Source organism: Chryseobacterium sp. RU33C, assembly GCF_900156015.1.
Lineage (GTDB): Bacteria > Bacteroidota > Bacteroidia > Flavobacteriales > Weeksellaceae > Chryseobacterium > Chryseobacterium candidae.
The window spans coordinates 14,490-39,888 of record NZ_FTMT01000019.1 but is presented as its reverse complement, the minus strand read 5'-3'; the positions used below and the strand labels follow the sequence as shown (position 1 = coordinate 39,888).

Here is a 25,399-nt window from a genome sequence, read left to right as displayed (position 1 = left end):
TACATTATTCTATTGTTTTATTGATTTTATAATATTGAAAAAGATGAAAAAATGATCGTTTTTATAGGGATATTCAAGGAAAATAGAAAATTTTTAAAATGGTGAAATCGGTTGTTTTTTACTATTTGGATTCTTACGTAATAGACAAGTTGGATGGATAATTTATCACTAGAATACGGATGTTTTTAGTACATATCTTTTCTTTACTCGCTTTGTCATTCCGTAGGAATCTAAACTCTTATTTTATCCTCATTCATTATCACAGGATTTCTGTGTCTGGATTCCTGCGGAATGACAAACGTTGTGGATAGTCTAAGCGAATAAAAATAACATTATCATAAAACTAAAAGCCCGGTTTCAACTATTGAAACCGGGCTTGTTTTATTGTAAGTAAACTTGACTATTTGTAAATCAATTCTGCCTGAAAAACATCCGCGAAATGCTTTCTGATCTTTGCTTTCAGTTCTTCCATTTCTTCCGGTGTGAGTTCTCTTTCAAGCTCTCTTTTTAAAGAAGTAACCTGCTTATCCTTAATCCCACATGGAATAATGTATTCAAAATAACGCATATCTGTATTCACATTCAGTGCAAAACCATGAAGGGTAACCCATCGGGAAGCTTTCACTCCCATAGCACACATTTTTCTGGCGTAAGGTTTTCCTACATCCAGCCAAACTCCGGTCTCTCCCGGGGAACGTTCTCCTTTAATACCATATTCGGCAATGGTTCTGATGATCATTTCCTCCAGATTCCTCATATATAAATGGATATCTGTGAAAAAGTTTTCAAGATCCAGAATAGGGTAGCCTACAACCTGTCCGTAACCATGGTACGTAATATCTCCGCCACGGTTTACTTTCACAAACGTAGCATCAATTTCTTTCAGCTTATCAATACCGGCAAGCATATTTTCTTCGTGTCCGCTTTTTCCTAATGTATACACGTGAGGATGTTCCACGAAAAGAAGGTGGTTGGGAGTAGTAATATGCTGTTCGGCAGGAAGATCCCTGTTTTTTATTTTGGTATCAATGATGTTTTTCATCAGTTGTTCCTGATAATCCCAGGCGGGCTGATATTCTTTGATTCCTAAATCTTCAAATTCTACTGCTTTATTTTGATTTGTATTCATTTCAATTTTTGATATACAAATTTAGTGAATTTTACCCTTTTATGGAATGGATAAAATCTATGGCACTTTTCTTCCAGTCTTTATCCTTAAGCAAAATATTCACAAAAGATGTTCCGATGATACCGCCATCCGCTTTTTCCGTTACGTTTTCAAAATCTTCCTTAGACTTAATACCGAATCCTATCATTACCGGGTTTTTAAGTGGAAGAGATGCAAGTCTGGAAAGATAATCCTCATTTTTTAAAACCGCATTTTCATTTCCGGTGGTAGAAGAAGAGCTTACCGCATACAGAAAGCCTGAACTTAAAGAATCCAGATAGATCATCCTTTCATCAGAGGTTTCCGGGGTTACAAGAAAAGTGAAATTAAGACGATGCTGTTTTAAAATATGCTGGTAATTTTTCTCAAATTCAATAGGAGGAAGATCGGGTAGGATCAATCCTGAAACACCGCTTTCCGCACAAGCCGCACAGAATTTCTCAAATCCGAAGCTCAAAACCGGATTGATGTACCCCATCAGAATAACCGGAATTTTGATTTCGTCTTTGATTGCTTTCAATTGGGAAAGGAGTTTTTCAATCGTCATTCCGTTTTGTAACGCCAGTTCATGAGCTTTCTGGATCACAGGGCCATCTGCCACAGGATCAGAATAAGGCATCCCGATTTCTATCATATCTGCTCCGGAATCCTGAATCAGTTGTATAATATCAGCGGTATCTTCCAGTTGCGGAATTCCTGCTGTGAAGTATATATTTAGTTTTTTCATTTTTTTTTATAGAAGTTAGAAATTAGAGGTTAGAAGTTAGAAGGTGAATACTTGTTATTACTAATTTCTAGTATCTAACTTCTAATTTCTTTAAGATATGTTTCCATATCCTTGTCTCCACGGCCGCTCAGGCAAATCACCACAACATCATTTTCATTAAATTTCTTCTTATCCAGAACAGCCAGTGCATGAGAACTTTCCAATGCAGGAATAATACCTTCCAGTCTGGTAAGCTCAAAGGCACATTTTAAAGCCTCGTCATCATTAATGCTAAAGAATTCAGCTCTTTTTTGTTTAAATAAATGCGCATGGAAAGGGCCTATCCCCGGATAATCCAGTCCTGCAGAAATAGAATGCGGCTCAATGACCTGTCCGTCTTCCGTCTGCATCAGAAGGCTTTTACTTCCGTGAAGAACTCCGAGTGTTCCTAAAAATGTTGTTGCCGCAGATTTTCCGGAATCTACACCCAGACCTCCGGCTTCAGCAGCAATAATTTTTACTTCTTTCTCTTCTACAAAATGATAAAAAGTTCCCGCAGCATTACTTCCTCCACCCACACAGGCAATCACATAATCAGGATTTTCTCTGCCGGTTTTTTCTTTAAGCTGCTCTTTGATTTCTTTTGAAATAATGCTTTGAAATCTTGCCACAAGATCCGGAAAAGGGTGTGGTCCTACCACACTTCCAATCACGTAATGGGTAGTCACAGGATTATTGATCCAGTCTCTTAATGCTTCATTTACGGCATCTTTCAGCGTTTTTGATCCTGAAGTGGCAGCTACCACTTCTGCACCCAGCATTTTCATTCTTGCCACGTTGGGGGCTTGTCTCTGGATGTCAATTTCTCCCATATAAACAATGCACTCAAGACCAAGCAAAGCACACGCTGTAGCTGTGGCAACACCATGCTGTCCTGCTCCGGTTTCAGCAATAATTCTGTTTTTTCCGAGGCGTTTTGCCAATAAAACCTGTCCCAGAGCATTATTGATTTTATGAGCTCCGGTATGGTTGAGGTCTTCACGTTTTAAGTAAATCTGAGTCTTATATTTATTACTCAGATTTTTAGCAAAATATAATGGGGTAGCCCGCCCAACATAGTTTTTAAGTAAATCCTGATATTCAGCCTGAAAATCTTCAGATTCTATGATTTCGAGATAGTTTTTTTGCAGTTCTTCTACATTAGGATAAAGCATTTCGGGGATAAAAGCTCCTCCAAATTCTCCATAATATCCGTTTTCGTCGGGGTTTTTATAATTCATTTTTTTATTCTTTAGTCATTAAATAAGCGTTGTTTTGTGAATTCAGCTGATTGAGCCGTTCTTTTCTTTCCTGTGTTGTATGAAAAATCAAAATATCATCATCTTCAGCATTCACCCACTCTGAATCCACATTTTCTTTGATCATTTTGGCTTTGTCGTGTAGAATTTCTACATCACACTTTTCATAAAAAAGACGAAGATCCGAATGGCAGAATCCAATTGTTTCCAGATTTCTCTGAGTAACATTTTCTTTGAAATAACGAACCAAAGCAGCTCCATACCCTTTCTTTTTATGAGCAGAAACCAGCCCTACAGCCTCTGCAAAGGAGTAATCTGTATCTGCTATTTGTATGGTGAAATCAAAATTCACTCTCATAATGGCCAGTATATTTTCATCCGTATCCATCAGAAAATGAAACTCTGAATCTCTGAAAAAAGAGCGGAAATAGGATGAATTCATGGTGCTCCAGGCAGAAATATCCCAAAGCTCCAGAATGTGTTTTATTTCTGCTTCTGTTAAGTCTTTCGTTTTTTTTACTTGATATTTCATGGGTTTAAGCTCTTAATAAAGGTGAGGTGGTAATCGTACTGTTGTTTCGTAATCAGCTTTTTATAATATAACAATTCTATTTTATGTGTTAAATCAATTAAGGTTGCCTTATCTATTTCCGACTGATACATGGTAATGGCAATTTCCAGATTATCAATTAAAAAATAAGGATCGGAATCTTCATACAACAGAAAAATTTTAGCATAAATCAATCCTAGGTCATACTTTACACTTGATCTTACATGATTTTCTAAAAATTTATCTGAAATAATGACCAGATAATAGCTGTTCCATAAGCTGATTCTTTCAAAAAAATACTGGATATCACTTTCTTTAAAATCTTTAATAATACAAATGAAATCAGACAATAATCCTCCTACTTCCCAATGTTCTGTATTACTGTCGTTCTCAGAAACAAAGCGGTACAGATTCTGAATTTTATCATTCCCGAATTTAGGCGGAAATAATGTTTTATAAAATGTCTTCTTTAGCAAATGTATATTCATCCTTGTGTGTTATTTATTTTACTGAAACAGGGTTTTAAACTTTCTTATTCTGTCGATATTTTTACTGCCGGGTTCTGTTTCAAATTTTGAATTGATATCTAAAGCGAAAGGCTGTTGTTTCAATGTATCAATATTCCCTATATTTTCCTCGGAAATACCGCCGCTTAAAAAGTAGGGCAGAGGGATGTCGAATTCATTCAGAATACTCCAGTCGAATTGTTTTCCCGTTCCGCCGAAGGCTTTACTGTCAGTATCGAATAGGTAGTAGGTGACAGGTGGCAGATTGGAGGTAAACGTTTGTGCTATTTTATCTTTATTATCAGAATCAATATCTCCTATTCTGATGACTTTAATGATTCCAACCTCAGGATTTAGTTTTTGTCTTAATCCGGCAATGAAATGATTGCTTTCATCACCATGAAGCTGAACGAAATTCAACCCTGCCTGCTGAACTGCTTTTAAAATGAGATCTGTTTCTTCATTAACAAAAACACCTGTTTTTCCCCGATGCTCAATAGCTGAGATCTCTTCCATACTCAGATGATTCAAAACATATCTCGGGGATTTTTCATAGAAGATGAAACCGAGAAAATCTACACTCATAGAAATCAATTCCTGAATCTGATCCGGTTTTGTAAGACCGCAGACTTTGAGTTGAGGTGGCAGGTTAAAGATTTTAGGTGGCAGGTTCATTGGTATTGAGTTTAAATTTGAGAAGCAAATTCTTCAAAAGCGTTGGCCGGATCTGTATTTTTCATGAAATATTCGCCCATCAGGAAACCGTCAAATCCTTTTTCTTTTAAAAATTGAAAATCTTCAAGACTGTAAATGCCGCTTTCCGCAACAGATAAAACTCCTTTTGGAAGCTGGTTTTTCAGCTGGACAGAATGCTGCAGATCTACTTTGAAATCTTTAAGGTTTCTGTTATTAATTCCTGCTAAATCAATTTTCGAATTGAAATGTTTCAGTTCATCTTCCGTATGAATTTCCAGTAAAACCTCCATTTTCAGTTGATGAGCTAATTCTGTAAATTCCTGTACCTGATTAGGTGAAAGACATGAAGCAATCAACAGAACAACATCTGCTCCTATACTTTTTGCTTCATAAAACTGATACTCGTCAATCATAAAATCTTTTCGCAGAATCGGAATGGTAATCTCATTTCTTACATCCTGAACATCATTTAAATTTCCTCCGAAATAATCATGATCAGTCAGGATAGAAATTCCGCTTGCTCCAAATTTTTCGTAAGCTGAAACTACTTCCAAAGGCTGTACACTATTGTTTATGATTCCTTTTGAAGGAGATTGTCTTTTAAATTCAGCGATAATTCCGCTCTTATTTTTGATAGATTCTTTCAGAGAACAGGTTGGTCTTCCAAAAAAAGCCGTGTTTTTTAAATGATCAAGAGAAATGCGTGATTTTGCTGCTGCAACTTCCTCTTTTTTTCGTTCAATAATTTTATCCAGTATAGTCATTTCTTGTGTTTAATTTTGGTCAATAGTGAATTTTGCTTCGCAAGTGAATAATGAATTTAATTAATCAAAAGATTAAAACTGTTTAATGCTTTTCCGCTGTGCAGACTTTCCTGAGCGAGCAGAAGACAGTCATCATACGTCCCGAATTGATGAGTGTTGTACAGGGCTACTGAAGCATTGGCCAGGATCACAGAGTTCTGCTGTTCCGTACCTTTTCCTTCCAGAATATTCATAAATATTTTTGCGGTTTCCTGAATGGAGTTTCCTGCTTTAATATCCTCCAGCGTTACCGGGTTGAAGCCTAAATCTTCCGCAGAATAGATTTCTTCACCGTTTTTTGTGATGATTTTGCTGTCATCCGTAAGGCTTATTTCATCATATCCATCCAGACCATGTACAAGAATAAAGTCACGTTCCTCTTTCTGAAGCAGATACTGATAAATTCTTGCAATTTCCAGATTGTAAACTCCAATCATGGAAAATTTTGGTTTTGCCGGATTTACCAATGGACCCAAGAGATTAAAAAATGTCCTTAATCCTAAAGACTTTCTCAATAAACCAACCGATTGCAGTGCAGGATGAAAATAAGGAGCATGCAAAAAGCAGATGTTGGCTCTTTCCAGATCTTCATTCAATTGTTCTGAACTGCTTTTAAACTGATATCCCAGTTCTTCCAGCACATTGGATGAACCTGTAGTGGTAGAAGCTCCGTAATTTCCATGTTTTGTTACCTTCTGTCCGGTTCCGGCTACTACAAAGCTGGCAAGCGTTGAGATATTAATGGTGTCTTTTCCGTCACCTCCGGTTCCTACAATGTCAATGGCATTACCGGCATCTATATCTACAGAAACGGCCATTTGTAATAAAGCTTCTCTGAAGCCTTCCAGTTCTGTTAATGTGATGCTTCGCATCAGGAAAACACTGATGAAAGCCGTCACTTCCGCAGCATTGAATTTATTCTGTGCAATCTCAATCATCATAGCCTTAGCTTCAGATTTGGACAGCGTATTATGGTTGAACAGGTATTGCAGTATTTCTTTCATTTGTGGTGTTTTTATGGTTGTTGAAGGACTTTCTGAGATTTTCATGACAACAGAAAGTTTTTAATGATTACTTCTCCTTCCGGCGTTAAAATGCTTTCAGGGTGAAACTGTACTCCGTGTACATCATAGGTTTTGTGCTGCAAAGCCATGATCATTCCGTCTTTATCTACAGCCGTTATTTCCAGTTCTTCCGGGAAACCTTCCGGATTTACTGCCCAGCTGTGGTATCTTCCCACTTCCAGTCCTGAACTTAAATCTTTGAACAATTTGGTGTTTTCTTTTACCAGTTCAGTAGTGGTTGCTACTCCGTGGAAGATCTCAGTCAGGTTGATCAGATTTCCTCCGAAAGCTTCAGCGATGGCCTGCTGGCCAAGGCATACTCCAAGAATACTTTTGGTAGGAGCATATTCTTTAATAAGGTCTAATAAAATACCTGCTTCTTCGGGAATTCCGGGACCTGGAGAAAGGATGATCTTATCATATTTTCCAATCTCTTCAAGGGTAATTTCATCATTTCTTACCACATCTACTCTTTGGTTCAGAATTCTTTCAATAATCTGGACAAGGTTATACGTAAAGCTGTCATAGTTATCGAAAACGAGAACTTTAAGCTGTGGCTGTTGAGTGTTTATATTGTTGTTCATTGCTTTTTTGTTATGGAGTTGCTGGTTAATAGTAGGGCTTATTTTTCAACTATTTTTTCTGCTTTTTCAACGGCTTTTTTCAGGGCGTTCAGTTTGTTGTTGACTTCCTGAAGTTCACTTTCAGGGACAGATTTTGCTACAAGACCGGCACCTGCCTGATAAAATAATGTGTTGTTTTTGCTTAAGAAAGTTCTGATCATAATGGCCTGGTTGCAGGTTCCGTTCAGTCCGATGATTCCGATACAGCCGCCATAATATCCGCGGGAATCTTTTTCGTATTGATTGATCAGCTGAAGCGCTTTATGTTTTGGTGCACCGCTCAGAGTTCCCTGAGGGAAAGTAGCGGAAACCATCTCAAGAGGATTGATATCATCTTCAACATCTGCCGTTACTTCACTTACCATATGAATAACGTGAGAGAACAGCTGGATTTCTTTAAGCTTGGTAACTGTAACATTTTTTCCAAGCTTTCCAAGATCATTCCTGGCGAGATCTACCAGCATGGTATGTTCTGCGTTTTCTTTAGGATCAGCTTTTAAAACTTCAATGGCTTCAAGGTCTGCTTCAAAATTTCCCGTTCTTCTGGAAGTTCCTGCGATCGGGTGAATAATTGCTTTATTATTTTTGATGATTAACTGGCTTTCAGGGCTGGAACCAAATAATTTATAATTCCCGTAATCAAAATAGAATAGGTAAGGTGAAGGATTGATATTTCTCAAAGCACGGTATACATTGAATTCATCTCCCTTGAATTTCTGTTCAAATCTTCTGCTCAGAACCAGCTGGAAGACATCTCCGCGCATACAGTGTTTCTGAGCCGTTTTTACCAGTTCCAGATATTCTTCATTGGTAATATTAGAGGTTTCCTCGCTTGTTTTTTCAAAAGGATAAACCGGAGTATTCTGATTTTTAATAAGATTTTCCAAAAGATGCAGTTCAGATTTTACCCCATCAATAAAATTTTCAATGACATGCATTTCATCATTAAAATGATTGATAGCAATTACATATTGGTATAACCTGTATCTCATAACAGGAATTTCAACTTCCTTGCTCTGTGGTTTAAGATTGATGTTTTCAAAGAACTGTACCGCTTCAAAGCTTGTATAGCCAAAAAGGCTCTGAGCTGTCTGTTCTATTGGATCATTCGTTTTTTCACATTTAAAAATATTTCTGAAGTTTTCAAATACATCTGTAATCTTTTGATCATGAATCAATTGTTTTACAGGAGCTGAAGCGGGAAGCTTAATTTCAAATTCGCTGAGGTTTTTCACTTCAATTCCTGCAATGGCATTCACGGCGATAAAGGAAAAATTATTATCAATACTTTTTGAATCCGAGCTTTCCAGAAGAATGGTATCACGGAATTTATCCCTGATCTTAAGGTAGATATTCATGGGAGTATGAAGGTCTCCCAGTGTTTTTTTCGAAACAGTTTTTATTGTAATTGTGTTGGTCAACATTGTATTGTTTTTTGTAAGATTAAGGAATAAAAAAAGGCTTTAACGGTATCCGTCAAAGCCTATATATTGTTTTTTAATTATTTCTGCTGTAGTTAACAACATGACAATACCTCCAGACCCGACGAAGAGTTTGAAAGCCACCACCAAATATTGTTGTTCATTTTTAACATGTGACAAATGTAGAAAATTTTTTAATACCAAGAATAAAAAATATAAAAAAATACAAAAACTTAATATAGAAATCTACTGTTTAAGCTGTTCAAGTTTATGTTTCAATTCCTTAATCTTTTAAAAACCGTCCGCCATAACCGGTTAATATGACCAAGTGAAAAACGGAATTTTTGAAATTAAAACTATGGATTAAATATAATTATTTTATTGACTTATCCTTTTAATTAATAGTCGAGATTAATGATTAACAAAGTTTTTCTTATTGATAGTCATTCGACAGGCTCAGGCTGACAATTCGAATACCAACCGAAATTTTTGAGTGTTGTCATGCTGGGCCTGTGGAAGATATTATTACTAAAAGGGATAGATCAATTATTTTACTTAAACGCGAAGGGGCGCAATGATTTTGTTGATGATAAAATATCGTTCGCAAAGGCATTTCACTCAGCAAAGAAAGTATTGGTCTTAGCTAAACGAACTGGCTTTGCACAAAAAAATAAATGCACTATAAAACAAATTGGCCTTGCAAACATAGCGTTTAAAACAACTATTTTACTGGTTCAGACAAAGGTGTATCAGAAGTTCCGCTGTAGAAAACAATTAAGGTGACTCCTTTATCTCCCGTTTTTCCTCTGTGCGCAATATTTACCATTTCCGGCAGCACCTGACCTTTACGAATCCACTGTGTTTTGCCGTCTTCTTTTCTTTCTACCTGAATTTCCCCTTTTTCTACATAAGCAGCATTAATAACAGGATGCTTATGCCAGTCTAAAGCTTTGTTGGGAGGTACCGCAATTTTAAGAACCGAAATTTCCGGCTGTGTAGCAGGATAGGCAGGATATAAAGTTCCGTCCCATGACTGGGTTGTTTTTAATAAGGTTACCGATTCAATTTTATCAGAATATTCTGACTGTGGTTCGTTGGAGGAATTGTCACATGAAATAAAGAGGCAAGAGGAAACAACAAAGAAAGTTGCAGCAAACAATTTTTTTTTAGTCATAAGCTTCCTATTTATATTTTGGTTTGGATAATCCGTTATACAAAAATAACTAAGCTTATTTAATTTCTCTGATGTTTGAATTATTTTTTTTATTGATTGGATTAAAACCCGGTCTGTAAAAAATATTTCTTAAAGAAAACATTTGTCATAAGTTTAAAAGTTTATTTTTTATATTTTTGTTTCCAAATTAGAAAAAAATGAAAAAAGTATTAGCAATCGCATTTATCGGAGGTTTATTATTAGCAAGCTGTTCAAAAAAAACAGATCACTCTTTACAGGACAGCAACACAATGCTTGAAGAGCCAGCAGCAACTACTGTTGTGGATTCTACTGCTAAAACTGCTGCTCCAGCTGCTGCAACTCCGGCTGCTCCAGCACCAGAAGCTGCTAAAACAGATTCTACAGCAAAGAAATAATGAAAAAAATACTTTTAGCAGGAACTTTGGGTCTTATGATCATTTCCTGTTCTAAAAAAGAAAATACAGCAGAAGTGGCGTCTTCTTCTGAAGCAGTTGCTGTTTCAGAACCTGTTCAATCTAATCTTTCAGGTGATCAGATCATGGAAACATTGGACTGTTCAGGATGTCACTCTGTTAATGAGAGAATGATAGGACCTTCTTATAAGGAAATTGCAGGTAAGTACTCTGAAAAGGATACGGAGCTGCTGGCTTCCAAAATTATAGAAGGCGGAAGTGGAGTATGGGGAAGTGTGCCTATGGCTGCCCATCCACAGGTATCTAAAGAAGATGCCAAAAAAATGGTGGAATATATTTTAAGTCAGAAGAAATAAAATATGTCCGCTGAAAAATCCAGTCTGCACACAAGAAATCTGCATCGTAATCCTTATGATTTTGATCAGCTTATTTCTTGTGTGCCGGAACTGAAACACTATGTTTTTACAAATGCTTATCAGACGGTAACCATTAATTTCAGCATTCCAAAAGCAGTCAAACTGCTCAATAAAGCCTTACTCTTACATTTCTACAATATTAAAGGCTGGGATATTCCCGATACTAATCTTTGTCCACCGATCCCCGGAAGAGCAGATTATGTCCATTATATTGCCGATCTTTTGGGCGAAGAGCTTAATGAAACTCCAACAGGAAGTTTTGTAAAAGGACTTGACATAGGAACAGGAGCCAATCTTGTGTATCCTTTAATCAGTCACAGATCTTATGGATGGATGATGACGGTAACAGATATCAATCAGGATTCTTTGAAAAATGCTCAGGATATTTTAGATCAAAACCCGGATCTGTCTTCCGTTATTCAACTGAAAAGGCAGCCTGATGCAGATCATATCTTTGTCCATATCATCAAACCTGAAGACAGATTCACTTTTACGATGTGCAATCCCCCTTTTCATGATTCTGAAGAGTCTGCTGTAAAAGGAAATATCCGAAAAACAAAGAACCTTAAAATCTCAAAATCCAAACAGCCTTTACTGAATTTTGGCGGTCAGCAGTCGGAATTATGGTGTGAGGGCGGTGAACTGGCTTTTATCACTAAAATGATCAATGAAAGTTCATTATTTTCATCGCAGGTTCTTTGGTTCACGTGTCTGGTTTCTAAAAAAGACAATCTAAATAAGCTTACTAACCTTTTAAAAAAAGTCAAAGCTGTAGAGGTCAAAACGATTGATATGGCTCAGGGACAAAAAGTTAGCAGAATATTAGCCTGGACGTTTATTCCCCAAAAGGACAGAAAAACCTGGTTGATTTAAAATTCAAAGTTTAAAGTTTCTAGCACGATAGCTCAAATTATGAGACTAAATTAACTAATAATAGGGTGTCTTGCTAAGTGAAACGGCTTTGCGATCGTTTTTTTCATCATATTAATAACATCTTTGCGACCCCAGCGTTTAAATACCTCAATTGTTGATTTCAATACTTTATAGCCCTTATCTCAAATCGATTCCCTGTTCACTTTTTAAAATTTCTGAAAAAAGCCATTGATGGTCAGGTCAAAAATGACTAAATTTGTACGCTTTTAGAAAAATAAGAAATGCAATTATCAGAACAAGAAATCATTAGAAGAGAAAAGCTGAATAAGCTTACTGAAATGGGGATTAATGCGTTCCCTGCGGATGAGTATACAATCACAGATACTACAGAATCTATAAAACAGGACTTTTCTGAAAGTAAACAGGTAAAGATCGCTGGTAGATTGATGTCCCGCAGAATTCAAGGAAAGGCTTCTTTTGCAGAATTGCAGGATTCTAAAGGAAAAATCCAGGTTTATTTCAACAGAGACGAAATTTGTCCGGGTGAAGATAAAGAACTCTATAATGAAGTATACAAGCACCTTTTGGATATCGGTGATATTATCGGTATCGAGGGAGAATTGTTTACCACTCAGGTAGGAGAGAAGACTGTTTTAGTGAAAAACTTTGTACTTCTTACGAAGGCTTTACGTCCGCTGCCTCAGGCTAAAACTGATGAGAACGGTGTTGTACATGACGGGTTTACAGATCCTGAATTAAGATACAGACAGCGTTATGTAGATTTAACGGTAAATCCACAGGTGAAAGAAATTTTCGTGAAGAGAACAAAACTGTTCAATGCCATGAGAACATTCTTTAATGACGCTGGATATTTTGAAGTGGAAACACCTATTTTACAGTCAATTCCTGGTGGAGCTGCGGCAAAACCATTCATCACGCACCACAATGCACTGGATATTCCATTATATTTAAGAATTGCTAACGAATTGTATCTGAAAAGATTGATCGTAGGTGGTTTTGACGGAGTATATGAGTTCTCTAAAAACTTCAGAAATGAAGGGATGGACAGAACTCACAACCCTGAGTTTACCGCCATGGAAATCTATGTAGCGTATAAAGATTACAACTGGATGATGGATTTCACTGAGAAATTACTGGAATTCTGTGCTATCCAGGTAAACGGAACTACAACGGCGACGTTCGGAGAACACAATGTAGACTTCAAAGCTCCTTATCCAAGAGTTTCCATGACAGAAGCGATTCTTAAATTTACAGGATTCGATATTACAGGAAAAACAGAGAAGGAATTATACGATTTTGCCAAGTCTATCGGTATTGAAGTGAATGAGACGATGGGTAAAGGAAAATTAATTGATGAGATCTTCGGTGAGAAATGTGAAGGAAACTTCATCCAGCCGACTTTCATTACGGATTATCCGATCGAAATGTCTCCACTGACAAAGAAACACAGAAGCAAAGAAGGCTTAACAGAGCGTTTTGAATTAATGGTATGTGGTAAAGAAATCGCTAATGCATATTCAGAGCTTAATGATCCTATCGATCAGAGAGAACGTTTTGAAGCACAGATGGCGTTATCTGAAAGAGGAGATGATGAAGCGATGTTCATCGATCAGGACTTCTTAAGAGCGCTGGAATACGGTATGCCACCAACTTCAGGATTAGGAATCGGTATGGATAGATTAATTATGTTCTTAACGAATAATGCCTCAATCCAGGAAGTATTATTCTTCCCTCAGATGAGACCTGAAAAAGCAGTTCCACAAATTGAATTAGGAGAGGATGAAAAAGTAATCCTTGAAATCCTTAACTCTCAAGAAGAGCCGATGGCTTTGGCAGAAGTAAAAGAAAGAAGCCAGTTATCCGGTAAAAAATGGGATAAAGCTTCCAAGAATTTAACAAAAAACAATATTGTGAAAGTGGAGAAGATTGACGAAAATCTTCTGATGAAATTAGCTTAGTTAAAAATGTAAAATGCAGATATCAAGATTAATTGTTAAAAATTTCGGACCATTAAAGGATATAGATATATTGGTTCCAGATTTTCTATGCTTGATAGGAAAGCAAGCAACAGGTAAAAGCACAATCGCCAAATTAATTGCAATTTTTGAGGATGAAAACTTTAGAAATGTAAAAGAAAAATCCATTAAGGATGAACTTGAGAAATATGGAATGCTAAACTTTTTACAAAATAATTCCATTATTCATTTCTATAAAGGGGTTTCATTAAAAAAAGAAATAAGTATTGGAACCAATTTTCATTTTGAATATAATGAAGGCGAAGAATTTAGATTAAATTTTAAAGATATCTTTAAAAATAAGATAAAAAAATTATATCTAAATGATAAATTTAATAAAGAAGAAATAAAGAAATATTTTGAGGGACTTATATTTATTGATTTATATGCTTCAAAAAAAGTTCATCCTAATATTGCTGAATTTTATAATTTAATTGATAGTAGTCTTGTTGAACCAATTGTTGAAGAAGATTTAGATAAGATTTTTACAATGATTGAAGAAGTCTTTGAGGAGAATGGGATCTTAGTTAAGTATGATTCTCAATATATTCCATCAGAAAGAAATTTTCTTCATATTATAGCCGAGAATACCCTAGGTTTAATCAATAATAATGTTCAAATACCAAAACATTTATTGGAGATTGGACAAGAATACGAAAAGGCTTTAAATGTAGTAAATGAAGTGCCATTATCTTTAATTGATAAGAAATTTAAATACAAAAGAGAAGGTAAAATATCCTACGTTTATCATGATAAAATTAAGAAAATTAATTTGCTACAGTCCGCTTCTGGTTTACAAAGTATATTGCCAATTATATTATTAATTGAATATGCAAAAACACTAAAGGACAATTATTATTTTAATTATGTTATTGAAGAACCAGAACTTAACATATATCCGGAAACTCAAAGCGAGTTAATGAAATATTTAGTTCAAAATGTTTTTGATTTTCAAGAGAGTTTTCAGAAAAAGAAGATGATAATTACAACACATAGTCCATATATATTAGCTTCCATTAATAATATGCTTTTAGCTTTTAGAAAAGGTCAAGAAAAGCCTAAAGAAACTAGTAAAATTATAAAGAAGAAATCTTGGATTAATCCTGAATTTTTTAACGCATATGAGTTGAAAAATGGAAAATCATTTAGAATAATGAATGATAAAATTGGACAAATTAAAGGAAATATAATTGATAAGGTAACAGATGGCTTTTCTGATGAATTTGACAAATTATTATCTTTATGATTAGAGAATTTGAGCGTTTTTTTGATCAGAAAGATTTATGTATATTAGAAATTTTAGATAAGCATACCTTTATTTATGAAGATGAGGTTTCCAAAAAAGGAGTTTTTGTTCAAGATAATGAGATTTATCATATTCATATCGAAAATCTTAAAAGAGAAAATTTTCATTTTATTCAAAATGATGACTGTGTAATGAAAAGTGTCGAAGGTGGACAATGTGATTATGTAGTGTTTAATAATGAACATCTACATTTTGTTGAGGTTAAGGCAACAAATCAAAATTTAAAAACACATAAGAAAAAATTATACAGACAATTAGAAAATACTTTTAAATATTATAAAGGTTTTATGGAAAAATTTGAGGCAAAACATGCTCTGGTTTGTTTCGAAAGTATTAATCCTAGAGGTTATGTAAAAAGAAAAATTCCTCAATCTAGTAACTCTGAAAAAAAAGTGCTTTTTAAAATGTTATATAATATTGAACTTGTCGAGGGAAATTATATAAAATTAGAATAAAATTAACCGTTCATTAGGACGGTTTTTCTTTTTTCCATTTCCGGAGTTGTGCCCTGAAGTTTTTAAACGGAGCCACGGTATTGATATGAATCCATTTCCAGACTGGCCACTGGGCGGGAGTCGTTGCCCATTTTCTCTGTCCGGGAATAAATAGTGTGTCATCACTAAGGTTTTCTATCCAGTTGATAATTTCATCTACTTTATTTCGAAGCAGTTCTCTTTGTTCTTGTAAAGTATGAGAACCATATTGATTATAAAAAGACTGGTACAATCCTCCCAGGTTATTCCATTTGTATTGAGGAGTGGGAGTTTTTACTTCAATTCCTTTGCTTTCATCAGATTCCCATTGTAAAAGGAGGTGAGTCCAACCCAATTGATAGGAAATATTTTGTGATGGAGTTTTATCAACTCCCGGCTGCCGAAGATCTTTTTCCTCTTCTTTTATATCATTAAATTCCTGATCATAGAGCAGATATCTTTTCTTTAGCTCTTCAATGAGTTGTGTTTTGTCTTTATAAGTCTGCATATCTTATTTTCTCAACTTACTGAAAGAAGCCATCAGATAAAATAAGAAAGGAAGAATAAACAATGAGCCCAGCATCAATGCCCATCCCAATGCGGCGATAGTTTTTTCAGGAGCCATATGTTCCAGTAATGAAAGATGCTGTCCGTTTCCTAATAAAATAATATCCGGATTGTGCTGATACGTTGCCGCTACTAAAATCATCACCATCTGAAATCCAGCCAAAGCACGAACAGGAAGCAGCTTTTGACGGTTCAAGGCTCTTAGAATAAGCAATAAGGCAATCGTAGCAAAGGCAATGGCCATAATCCCCAAAGGTTTAGAAAATACCCACATCAAAAGGGGAATGTCTGAAATATAAGCGGTCACAAATACCAAAATACCTGTAATCACAACAAAGATCATCGTCTGTTTGGATTTTCTGATCATTAATGAAAGATCAGTTTTATCACGTGTTTCTCTTAATGAAAAAATAGAAGCAAGATAAGCACAAAGCGCTACCGTAAATAAACCTACGGAAACCCCAAACCAGTTCAGCCAGCTGAACACATACAAATCCAGAAAACCTACAGCATCAGGATTGATAGAATGTGAAACGGTTGCCGCAGCAATTAATCCCAAAAAGAAAGGAGTTAAAAGACTGGCATAATAAAAGATCTGAGTATATAAAACCTGCCAGTGATCCTTCACAGCATCATAATGTCTGAAGGTAAATGCTGTTCCTCTTGCAATAATTCCCAAAAGCATCAAAACCAAAGGAATATGCAGATAGGTTGACATGGTGGTATAAATTTCAGGAAACCCCACAAAAAGAATTACAATAGCAATAATCAGCCACATATGATTGGCTTCCCAAACAGGGGCAATAGATTCATACATGATTTCCTGAGTCTTATGGCGGGCTTTTTTATGGGTGAAAAGCTCCACAATTCCAGCTCCGAAATCAGCTCCGCCCAGAATAATATAAAGACAGATAGATAGCCAGAGAAAACCTATTACAATGTAAATCATGATTTTTTGTTTTTATCGTTAAACTGAGCATCTGTAGGATCGTAAAGTTTCGGTACCATTTGAATCTGTCTCTTTAAAAGGAAAACAAGGATCAATGATAATGATACAAAAATAGCAGTAAAGAAATAGAATGAATACTGTATTCCCGGCATAGGAGTTACAGCGTCTACCGTCCTCATGATTCCATAAATAATCCAAGGCTGTCTTCCTACTTCTGTCACTGTCCATCCGGCTTCCAACGCAATATATCCGAAAGGTGTTGCTATTAAGAACGTTTTTAATAACCAGTTTTTACTCAGCCAATCTTTTTTGAAGAAGAAAGCATATAAATAGATCACTCCAATAATTATCATCACCACTCCAAAGAAGATCATGATCTGAAAAGCGTAATGAACAACAGCAATCGGAGGCCATTCATCTCTCGGAAAATCCTTAAGACCTTTTACTTCAGCATTGAAATCATTGCTCACCAGAAAACTTAACACTTTTGGAATTTTTACCGCATATTTCACTTCTTCTTTTTCCTCATCAGGAATTCCCCCAATCACAAATGAGGCCCCTTTTTCAGTTTCAAAATGAGCCTCCATAGCCGCCAGTTTGATAGGTTGTCTTTCTGCTACCGATTTTGCAGCAACATCGCCACTTAAAGGCGCGCCGAATGCTCCAATTAAGGCAAAACCTACCGCAATTCTGAAAGCTTTGGTATGAAATTCAACATTTCTTTTTCTCATAATCATAAAAGCATGTACTCCAGCTACAGCAAATCCTGTTGCACAAAATGCAGCCACCGTCATATGGAGAGCCTGCGGAAACCATGCATCATTGAACATCGCTTTAATAGGATCTATATTAAGATACTGCCCGTTAATATAATCAAAACCGGCGGGAGAGTTCATCCACGAGTTGGCCGCTACCACCAGAATTCCGGAAGCAAGTCCACTCAATCCTACAAGAAACCCGCAGAACCAGTGAAACCATTTATTGAATCTTTCCCAGCCATATAAAAAGAAACCGATAGCAATTGCTTCAATGAAAAAGGCTGTTCCTTCCAGAGAGAAAGGCATCCCGAAAATAGGACCGGCATGTTTCATAAATCCAGGCCATAGAAGTCCAAGTTCAAAGGAAAGCATTGTTCCTGAAACTGCTCCGGTAGCGAAAAGGATAGCTACCCCTTTGCTCCATGCTTTTGTCAGTCCTTTATATACTTCATTATTGGTCTTTAGGTATTTCCAATGGGCAAAAGCCATCAGAAAAGGCATCACCATACCCACACAGGAGAATATGATATGAAAGCCCAGAGAGAGTGCCATCTGAGCGCGTGCTGCTATAAAATCATCCATAATATCAACTTTTCAGTAAATAAATTTACGCATAAATTATTGATGTTGAATATGATTTACAACAGTTGCTATTTCAACAATACATTTTAATTTTGATTCTTTTACCGGCTCACTAATCCTTATGTTTTTCTAAAGAAAACTCTACATTTTTTTGACACTTTTTAACTTTCATACCTCGAAAAAAATCACGATATTTGTAAGTCTTTGCATGTAGCAGGATTTTTAATTTTTAATATGAGTCAAAAACAATATACAGCTAGTAGTATTCAGGCATTGGAAGGAATGGAGCACGTTCGTATGCGTCCTTCAATGTACATTGGTGATGTAGGAGTCAGAGGACTTCACCACTTGGTTTATGAAGTAGTAGATAACTCTATTGACGAGGCATTGGCAGGATACTGCGACACGATCTTCGTTAGCATCAAGGAAGGAAACGGAATTGAAGTAAGTGATAACGGTAGAGGTATTCCGGTTGATTTCCACGAAAAAGAACAGAAATCTGCCCTTGAAGTTGTAATGACAAAAATTGGAGCCGGAGGTAAGTTTGACAAAGACTCCTATAAGGTTTCAGGAGGTCTGCACGGAGTTGGGGTTTCTTGTGTGAATGCACTTTCCAACGAGATGATCACTACGGTTTACAGAGACGGAAACGTTTACCAGCAGATTTATTCAAGAGGAAAAGCTCAAACAGGTGTTGAGGAGATTGGTCACAGTGAAAAAAGAGGAACCAAGCAGTTTTTCCAGCCGGATGATACCATCTTCACAGAATTAATTTATAATTACGATACATTAGCAAGCCGTTTAAGAGAGCTTTCTTACCTTAATAAAGGAATTACCATTACATTAACGGATGAAAGAGAAAAGTTGGAAGACGGATCTTTCCGTTCAGAAGTTTTTCATTCTGAAGGGGGATTAAAAGAATTTGTTGCTTACATTGACGGAAACCGTGAGTCTATCATGGAACATGTAATCTTCATGGAAGGAGAAAGAGATGATATTCCTGTAGAAGTAGCAATGCGTTACAATACTTCTTTCAACGAAAATCTTCACTCTTACGTAAACAATATCAACACTCATGAAGGAGGAACTCACTTAGCAGGTTTCAGACGTGCTTTGACGAGAACCCTTAAAAAATATGCTGATGATCTGGGGATTCCACAGAAAGAGAAAGTAGAAGTTACAGGAGATGATTTCCGTGAAGGATTAACAGCTGTGATTTCTGTAAAAGTAATGGAACCTCAGTTTGAAGGACAGACTAAAACAAAACTAGGAAACTCTGAAGTTTCCGGAGCGGTAGATAAAATTGTTGGGGAAATGCTTACCAATTTCCTTGAAGAAAACCCTTCTGAAGCTAAGCTGATTGTTCAGAAAGTTGTTTTGGCAGCAAAAGCAAGACAGGCAGCGAAGAAAGCCCGTGAAATGGTTCAGAGAAAATCTCCGATGGGAGGTTCGGGTCTTCCTGGAAAATTATCTGACTGTTCATCAAAAGATCCGGCTGAATCTGAAATTTTCCTTGTAGAGGGAGATTCCGCAGGTGGAACTGCTAAGCAGGGAAGAGACAGACACTTCCAGGCTATCCTTCCATTGAGAGGTAAAATTTTGAATGTAGAAAAATCTATGCTTCATAAAGTTTATGACAATGAAGAAATCAGAAATATCTACACAGCACTTGGAGTTTCTGTAGGTACAGAAGAAGATAGCAAAGCATTGAATATGGCTAAGCTAAGATACCACAAGATCGTTATCATGACCGATGCCGATATTGACGGATCTCACATTTCTACATTGATCCTTACTTTCTTCTTCAGGTATATGAAAGAACTTATTGAGAACGGATATATCTATATCGCTCAACCACCTTTATACCTATTAAAGAAAGGAAACAAAAAAGTATATGCGTACAACGAAAAAGAACGTGAAGAGTTTACTTTAGAAATGTCTCCGGACGGAAAAGGATTAGAGGTACAGCGTTACAAAGGTCTTGGAGAGATGAATCCTGAACAGCTTTGGGAAACTACCCTTAATCCTGAGCATAGAATCCTGAAACAGGTAACCATTGATAATGCAGTGGAGGCAGACAGTATTTTCTCAATGTTAATGGGAGATGAGGTTCCGCCAAGAAGAGAATTTATCGAAAAAAATGCAAAATATGCAAAAATTGATGCATAAACGTTTTTAAAATATAACAAAAAAGCTTCTAATTATTTAGAGGCTTTTTTTATATTTGGGTAAACCAAAAAAAACAATAATATGTTAACTCTTTTACAAACAGATCCTTACAACGGGATGGATGCAGCTTCTGGAGCAGTGGCTGCAGGATTAGGAATCGGAACCATGTTCTTAGGCTTACTTTGCTATATATTCTATGGATACTGCATGTACAAAATCTTCCAGAAAGCAGGAAGACAAGATGCCTGGGCTGCCTTTATTCCTATTTATAATACCATCGTATTACTGGAAATTGTTAAAAAACCGATTTGGTGGATCATTCTTTTCTTTATTCCATTGGTGAATATCTATGCATGCTGGGTTGTATATGACAGGCTTGCCAAAGGCTTTGCAAAAGAAACGCCTCTGTACACCATTCTGATTCTCCTTTTTGGATTTATTTTTATTCCTGTATTAGGACTTGGAAACGATCAGTACAATAGTAAACTGATTCCAAATGATTAAAAAGTAACAAAAAAAGTTTAAAGACTTCAGAAATGAAGTCTTTTTTATAAATAATTTTTCAATTGTATAATTTATGGTATTTCTTCTTCTTATTGATTCTACATTATTGAAATTGCACGAATTGTGATTTATTTTAAATTTGAAATGCAGAAAAGATGAAGCTTATCCATTCATAGCACAGAATAGATACAACCTTCTCTCAATATAGAATGCGTATAAATATCCTGTTTTTAACTTTTCAAAATTTGACAATACAAAGTGTTAATGTGTTGAATTTATTGCAGTTGTATTTAAAATGATGCTTTTTAAGTATGAGGTTAAGGCTTCATATGTTGAAGCCTTTTATATTTTTTTTAACAGTTATTAAGATTTTATTATTTTTGTACAATCTTAATAACTATGATGAAAATATTAGTCTTTGGGGCTTTATCGACTGCCTCATTATATTTCGCACAGAGCTATCCTGCCTCTGCTATTCCGGAGAATTTAAAGAAAAATGCAGATGTTGTTATTCGAAAGGATTTTACAACAGTCCAGATCCATAAAATTGATGAAATAAAATATCAGAAAAATAAGGTAACTACAGTTTTAAATAAAGATGGTGATAGTGAAGCAGTAGCTTATATTTCTTATGATAAGTCAAAAAGTATTTCGAACATAAAAGTTACGATTTATGATGAAGCCGGAAAAAAAATTAAAAGTATTTCAAAATCTGATTTTAAAGATGTAGCCAACAATCCTCAGGGCGTTTTTTATTCTGATAACAGGATACTGGTTTATTCATATACGCCGGTTCAATACCCTTATACTGTTGATTTTTCGTATGAAGCGGAAGATGAAGATACTGTTTTCATCCCGGATTTTGTACCGTTTACTTCTACTAAGATATCTCTGGAAGAAGCACAGTTCAAAATCATTAACACTTCGGGAATCGAACTTCGATCTAAGATTTATCCTTCAAAATATAATTATGCATCGGTAACAGAAAGCGGTAGTGCAAATGATAAAACCTATTCGTATAAAAATGTACCTGCTATAGATGATGCTTTTATGATTCCACAGCCTGTTAAAATTTTACCTGCAGTTAATTTTGCTTTAGCGAAATTCAGTCTGGCAGGAAAGCAGGGAACTTTAAATAACTGGACAGATTTCGGAACCTGGATTTACAATGATCTTTTGGTACCTGTTTCTGCGTCAACTCCCGCTATCAAAGCTGAAGTAGCCTCTTTACAATTACAGGGATCTGTAGAAGATAAAGTAAAGAAGATTTATCAGTACATGCAGAACAAAACCCGATATATTGCTGTTTCATTAGGAATAGGAGGCTGGCAGCCCATGTTGCCGGATGAGGTTCAGAAAAAAGGCTATGGTGACTGCAAGGGGCTTACAAACTATATGAAAATTCTATTGAACGAAGCAGGAATTCCTTCTCATTATTGTATTATCAATTCCGGTCGTTCACAGGTTTCCTTTGATCCGGAATTTCCTTCCATGGGCGGAAACCATATTATTCTGATGGTTCCGACAGAAAAGGGAAATATCTGGCTTGAAAATACTTCTCAGCAAATAGCTTTTAACCATTTAAGTTACAGTACTACGGACAGGAACGTACTCGCTGTAACTCCAAAAGGAATTGAGCTTATTAATACCCCTGTTTATAAAGCCGAACAGAACAAAGAAAAACAAATATTGAGAGTTAATCTTAATGAAGATAACAGCATTATTGGAACAGGAAACTTTTCCTATACGGGCAATCAGTATGATTATAATTTAAGATTTGTCAATCTTAGTCCTAAGGAAAAAAATGATGCTCTGAAAGGAGTATTTAATGTTTTAAACTTTGAAAAAGTTGAAATGAAAAACTTTAATAATGACAGAGATAATGCTGTTATTACCTATGACATTGATTTTAAAACCAATAATTTTTCCAAAAAAGCGGGAAACAGCCTTCTGTTCAGATCTGTGCCTATTTTTACTGATGCTGTCTTTAAAACTGATGAAAGCCGTGAGCTTCCTTTTGAAGTCGGTATGTCTTATGAGGACGAATATGAAATTGCTTTTGTGCTTCCTTTAGGTTATAAAGTGGATGAAACTCCGGATAACTCAACCATCACTTCTGAATTTGGATCTTATAAACTAAGTTTTGCTACAAATGAGGGACAGGTAAAAGTAACCAGAAAGATGCAGATTAATAAGGGATTATATCCAAAAGAAAAGTACAATGATTACATCAGTTTCAGAAAAAAGATTCTGAATATGGACAATTCAAAAATTTTAATAACAAAAATATAAAAATGAAAAAAATTATAGTATTGCTTTTCTGCTCTGCCAATGCAATATTGTTCAATGCTCAGAAAAAATATGAATTTCTGAATCCTCCTAAATTTAATGATGCAGATTTATCTAAAGCAAAATCATTATTAGATGAAAATGCTCCCGCCGAAATTTTATACAAATCTGCTTATTTTATGGTGGATGCCAATACAGGTAATCTGCACAAAAGATATTTTTACAGAGTTAAGATTTATAATAAAGATAAAGCTGAAGACTGGTTGAATCTTGAAATTCCTATTTATAATGTTGGGACCAACAGAGAATCACTAGGGAAGTTCAAAGCTTTTACCTATAATCTTGAAAATGGAACTACGGTTCCTGTAAAAGTGGAAAAAAGTTCCCAATATAAAAGTAAAGAGAATAAATATGTTACTTTAACAAAATTTGCTTTTCCAGGCGTGAAAAATGGATCAGTCATAGAATATCAATATGAAATAATATCTCCGTTTCGATTTATGATTCCAGAAGTTTTGATAGAATCTGATACTCCTTCACTGAATACGGAATATGTTTTTGATACGCCCATCAATATGTCTTATAATGTAAACTATACGGGAGGAATCAGCCCTAAGTATAGAGAAATGGAAGAAAGATATCTGTACGGAACTCAATACAAAACCTTTAGGTTTGCTTATGAAAATCTGAATGGTTTTAAAACTGAAAAATTTGTAAGAAACGATAGAAATTTCAGAACAAAAATCAGCGCTGAGTTAAATTCTACTAATTTCGGCGAGCTTAAACTGTATTCATCTTCATGGGATCAGATTGCAAAGAGATTGTACGATAGTGATGATTTTGGAGGTGAAATAAAAAGAACAAAACTGGCAAAAGAAAATATGCCGGCAGGAGTCTTAGAAATGAAAACTGACCTTGAAAAAGCAAATGCTATCTTTTCATATGTTCAAAAGACTTTTACCTGGAACAAAGATAAAGGTATTTATACCGAAGATGGAATTAAAAAGCTTTTGGAAACTAAAACGGGGAACGCCGCAGAAATCAATCTTTTTCTGGTTATGATGCTTCGCGAAGCAGGTCTTAAAGCAGATCCGTTGGTTATTTCTACAGTAGAGAACGGATTGATCAATCTGGTATCACCTAATATTTCCAATATGAACTTTGTCTTGGCAGCAATTGATATAGATAAGCAGCTGCATATTTATGATGCTACCTCTAAACAGTCTTCATTAGATGAAATACCTCTTAAAAACTGGAATCAATATGGAATTCTTGTGACGAAAGATAAAGCGCTGCAGATTCAAATGTCCAATTTGAAATCCAGTAATACTTATCTTACCGCAAATGCCAGGATCAATGATGACGGAAGTATTTCCGGTACCTATTCGGATAAAGATACAGGCGCATATGCAATGCATGCTAAAGATAACTACGATGATAATGCAGAAAAATACAAAAAACAGTATAAGGAAAACTTCTCAATAGATTTTACGGATATCAATTCAAAAGTGCTGGAAAATGGAGATTTTGAAAGCAGTATGAAATTCTCTTCATCCAACCTTATTGACAGAGTTGGGAAGAAAATGATTATCAATCCGATGTTGTTTTTAAGTAAAAATTCTAATGAATTTGATCAAACTGAAGTAAGAAAATATCCTATTGATTTCGGATCCCCTATAACCAGGATAAAAAAAGTCTCTCTTGAAATTCCTGAAGGATACGTGATAGAGGAAATGCCTAAAGAAAAAAGAATTGTTACTGAAGATAAAGAAATAGCATATACTTATTCTGTAGAACAAAAAGGAAATATGCTGGTGGTAACTACAACTACAAAAATTGGCAGTTCAGACTATCCGAAAGAATATTACCCTGCATTTAAGCAAATCTGGAGTGTTGCTTCAAAATTTGAAAATCAGGTAATCAGTCTTGTAAAAAAGTAATGTTTAACGTGATTTAAATAAAAAAATAAAACTTTTTCAAAAACCATTCATCTTTTGAATGGTTTTTGCATTTATTAACAAAAAAAAATAGAAT

24 protein-coding genes are annotated in these 25,399 nt (G+C 35.5%); 10 read left to right on the top strand and 14 right to left on the bottom strand.

What is annotated here, in order from left to right; all coding sequences use genetic code 11:
- Positions 1–400: 400 nt before the first annotated feature.
- The 11 genes from lipB to BW946_RS15680 form a co-directional block, all read right to left on the bottom strand.
- The gene (gene lipB / locus BW946_RS15730) at positions 401–1,129 is read right to left on the bottom strand and encodes a lipoyl(octanoyl) transferase LipB (protein ID WP_076597070.1); all 729 of its coding nucleotides are present in this window, start codon (positions 1,127–1,129) and stop codon (positions 401–403) included.
- Positions 1,130–1,160: 31 nt separating this feature from the next.
- The gene (gene trpA, locus BW946_RS15725; protein ID WP_076597069.1) at positions 1,161–1,895 is read right to left on the bottom strand and encodes a tryptophan synthase subunit alpha; all 735 of its coding nucleotides are present in this window, start codon (positions 1,893–1,895) and stop codon (positions 1,161–1,163) included.
- A gap of 74 nt (positions 1,896–1,969) precedes the next feature.
- Complete coding sequence (gene trpB, locus BW946_RS15720; protein ID WP_076597068.1) at positions 1,970–3,154, bottom strand: tryptophan synthase subunit beta; 1,185 nt, start codon at positions 3,152–3,154, stop codon at positions 1,970–1,972.
- Between the two features lie 4 nt (positions 3,155–3,158).
- Positions 3,159–3,704, bottom strand: a complete 546-nt coding sequence (locus BW946_RS15715; protein WP_076597067.1) for a GNAT family N-acetyltransferase — start codon at positions 3,702–3,704, stop codon at positions 3,159–3,161.
- On the bottom strand, positions 3,701–4,210 hold the full coding sequence (locus tag BW946_RS15710) for a hypothetical protein (RefSeq protein WP_076597066.1): 510 nt from the start codon (positions 4,208–4,210) through the stop codon (positions 3,701–3,703). Before BW946_RS15710 ends, BW946_RS15715 begins: the two co-directional genes overlap by 4 nt.
- Positions 4,211–4,228: 18 nt before the next feature.
- Positions 4,229–4,903 (bottom strand): phosphoribosylanthranilate isomerase, encoded by a 675-nt coding sequence (locus BW946_RS15705; protein WP_076597065.1) that lies wholly within the window; start codon positions 4,901–4,903, stop codon positions 4,229–4,231.
- An 11-nt stretch (positions 4,904–4,914) separates the two neighbouring features.
- Entirely contained in the window at positions 4,915–5,688 is a 774-nt protein-coding gene (gene trpC / locus BW946_RS15700; RefSeq protein WP_076597064.1) for an indole-3-glycerol phosphate synthase TrpC, read from the bottom strand.
- Between the two features lie 56 nt (positions 5,689–5,744).
- A complete protein-coding gene (trpD, locus tag BW946_RS15695; protein ID WP_076597128.1) occupies positions 5,745–6,731 on the bottom strand; it encodes an anthranilate phosphoribosyltransferase in 987 nt (328 codons plus the stop codon).
- 41 nt (positions 6,732–6,772) lie between these two features.
- Positions 6,773–7,375: an anthranilate synthase component II gene (locus tag BW946_RS15690; protein ID WP_076597063.1), complete on the bottom strand. Its 603-nt coding sequence runs from the start codon at positions 7,373–7,375 to the stop codon at positions 6,773–6,775.
- A gap of 38 nt (positions 7,376–7,413) precedes the next feature.
- Positions 7,414–8,838 (bottom strand): anthranilate synthase component I family protein, encoded by a 1,425-nt coding sequence (locus BW946_RS15685; protein ID WP_076597062.1) that lies wholly within the window; start codon positions 8,836–8,838, stop codon positions 7,414–7,416.
- A gap of 718 nt (positions 8,839–9,556) precedes the next feature.
- The gene (locus BW946_RS15680; RefSeq protein WP_076597061.1) at positions 9,557–10,009 is read right to left on the bottom strand and encodes a cupin domain-containing protein; all 453 of its coding nucleotides are present in this window, start codon (positions 10,007–10,009) and stop codon (positions 9,557–9,559) included.
- A gap of 197 nt (positions 10,010–10,206) precedes the next feature.
- Between BW946_RS15680 and BW946_RS15675 the strand changes: the two genes are divergently transcribed.
- From BW946_RS15675 to BW946_RS15650, 6 genes are all read left to right on the top strand, one after another.
- Complete coding sequence (locus BW946_RS15675) at positions 10,207–10,425, top strand: hypothetical protein (RefSeq protein WP_076597060.1); 219 nt, start codon at positions 10,207–10,209, stop codon at positions 10,423–10,425.
- The gene (locus BW946_RS15670) at positions 10,425–10,799 is read left to right on the top strand and encodes a c-type cytochrome (protein ID WP_076597059.1); all 375 of its coding nucleotides are present in this window, start codon (positions 10,425–10,427) and stop codon (positions 10,797–10,799) included. Before BW946_RS15675 ends, BW946_RS15670 begins: the two co-directional genes overlap by 1 nt.
- Before the next feature lie 3 nt (positions 10,800–10,802).
- The gene (gene rlmF / locus BW946_RS15665; protein WP_076597058.1) at positions 10,803–11,732 is read left to right on the top strand and encodes a 23S rRNA (adenine(1618)-N(6))-methyltransferase RlmF; all 930 of its coding nucleotides are present in this window, start codon (positions 10,803–10,805) and stop codon (positions 11,730–11,732) included.
- A 281-nt stretch (positions 11,733–12,013) separates the two neighbouring features.
- A complete protein-coding gene (lysS, locus tag BW946_RS15660) occupies positions 12,014–13,711 on the top strand; it encodes a lysine--tRNA ligase (RefSeq protein ID WP_076597057.1) in 1,698 nt (565 codons plus the stop codon).
- 13 nt (positions 13,712–13,724) lie between these two features.
- Positions 13,725–15,014 carry an AAA family ATPase gene (locus BW946_RS15655; RefSeq protein WP_076597056.1) on the top strand — a complete coding sequence of 430 codons (1,290 nt, stop codon included), beginning with the start codon at positions 13,725–13,727 and terminating at the stop codon, positions 15,012–15,014.
- Entirely contained in the window at positions 15,011–15,529 is a 519-nt protein-coding gene (locus tag BW946_RS15650; RefSeq protein ID WP_076597055.1) for a hypothetical protein, read from the top strand. The genes BW946_RS15655 and BW946_RS15650 overlap by 4 nt, the downstream gene beginning before the upstream one ends.
- 13 nt (positions 15,530–15,542) lie before the next feature.
- Here the strand turns inward: BW946_RS15650 and BW946_RS15645 are convergent, their stop codons facing one another.
- Genes BW946_RS15645 through BW946_RS15635 form a run of 3 tightly spaced genes read right to left on the bottom strand, consistent with a single transcriptional unit; the run spans position 15,543 to position 18,403 of the window.
- A complete protein-coding gene (locus tag BW946_RS15645) occupies positions 15,543–16,055 on the bottom strand; it encodes a ClbS/DfsB family four-helix bundle protein (protein WP_076597054.1) in 513 nt (170 codons plus the stop codon).
- A gap of 3 nt (positions 16,056–16,058) precedes the next feature.
- Entirely contained in the window at positions 16,059–17,063 is a 1,005-nt protein-coding gene (locus BW946_RS15640) for a cytochrome d ubiquinol oxidase subunit II (protein WP_076597053.1), read from the bottom strand.
- On the bottom strand, positions 17,060–18,403 hold the full coding sequence (locus BW946_RS15635; RefSeq protein ID WP_076597052.1) for a cytochrome ubiquinol oxidase subunit I: 1,344 nt from the start codon (positions 18,401–18,403) through the stop codon (positions 17,060–17,062). The genes BW946_RS15640 and BW946_RS15635 overlap by 4 nt, the downstream gene beginning before the upstream one ends.
- Before the next feature lie 234 nt (positions 18,404–18,637).
- Between BW946_RS15635 and gyrB the strand changes: the two genes are divergently transcribed.
- The 4 genes from gyrB to BW946_RS15615 all read left to right on the top strand — a co-directional run bounded on the left by gyrB (position 18,638) and on the right by BW946_RS15615 (position 25,305).
- Complete coding sequence (gyrB, locus tag BW946_RS15630; protein ID WP_076597051.1) at positions 18,638–20,572, top strand: DNA topoisomerase (ATP-hydrolyzing) subunit B; 1,935 nt, start codon at positions 18,638–18,640, stop codon at positions 20,570–20,572.
- An 81-nt stretch (positions 20,573–20,653) separates the two neighbouring features.
- Positions 20,654–21,076: a DUF5684 domain-containing protein gene (locus BW946_RS15625; RefSeq protein WP_076597050.1), complete on the top strand. Its 423-nt coding sequence runs from the start codon at positions 20,654–20,656 to the stop codon at positions 21,074–21,076.
- A 399-nt stretch (positions 21,077–21,475) separates the two neighbouring features.
- Positions 21,476–23,368: a DUF3857 domain-containing protein gene (locus BW946_RS15620; protein ID WP_076597049.1), complete on the top strand. Its 1,893-nt coding sequence runs from the start codon at positions 21,476–21,478 to the stop codon at positions 23,366–23,368.
- A gap of 2 nt (positions 23,369–23,370) precedes the next feature.
- Positions 23,371–25,305, top strand: coding sequence for a DUF3857 domain-containing protein (locus BW946_RS15615; protein ID WP_076597048.1), 1,935 nt, complete (start codon positions 23,371–23,373; stop codon positions 25,303–25,305).
- The last annotated feature ends 94 nt before the right edge of the window (positions 25,306–25,399 follow it).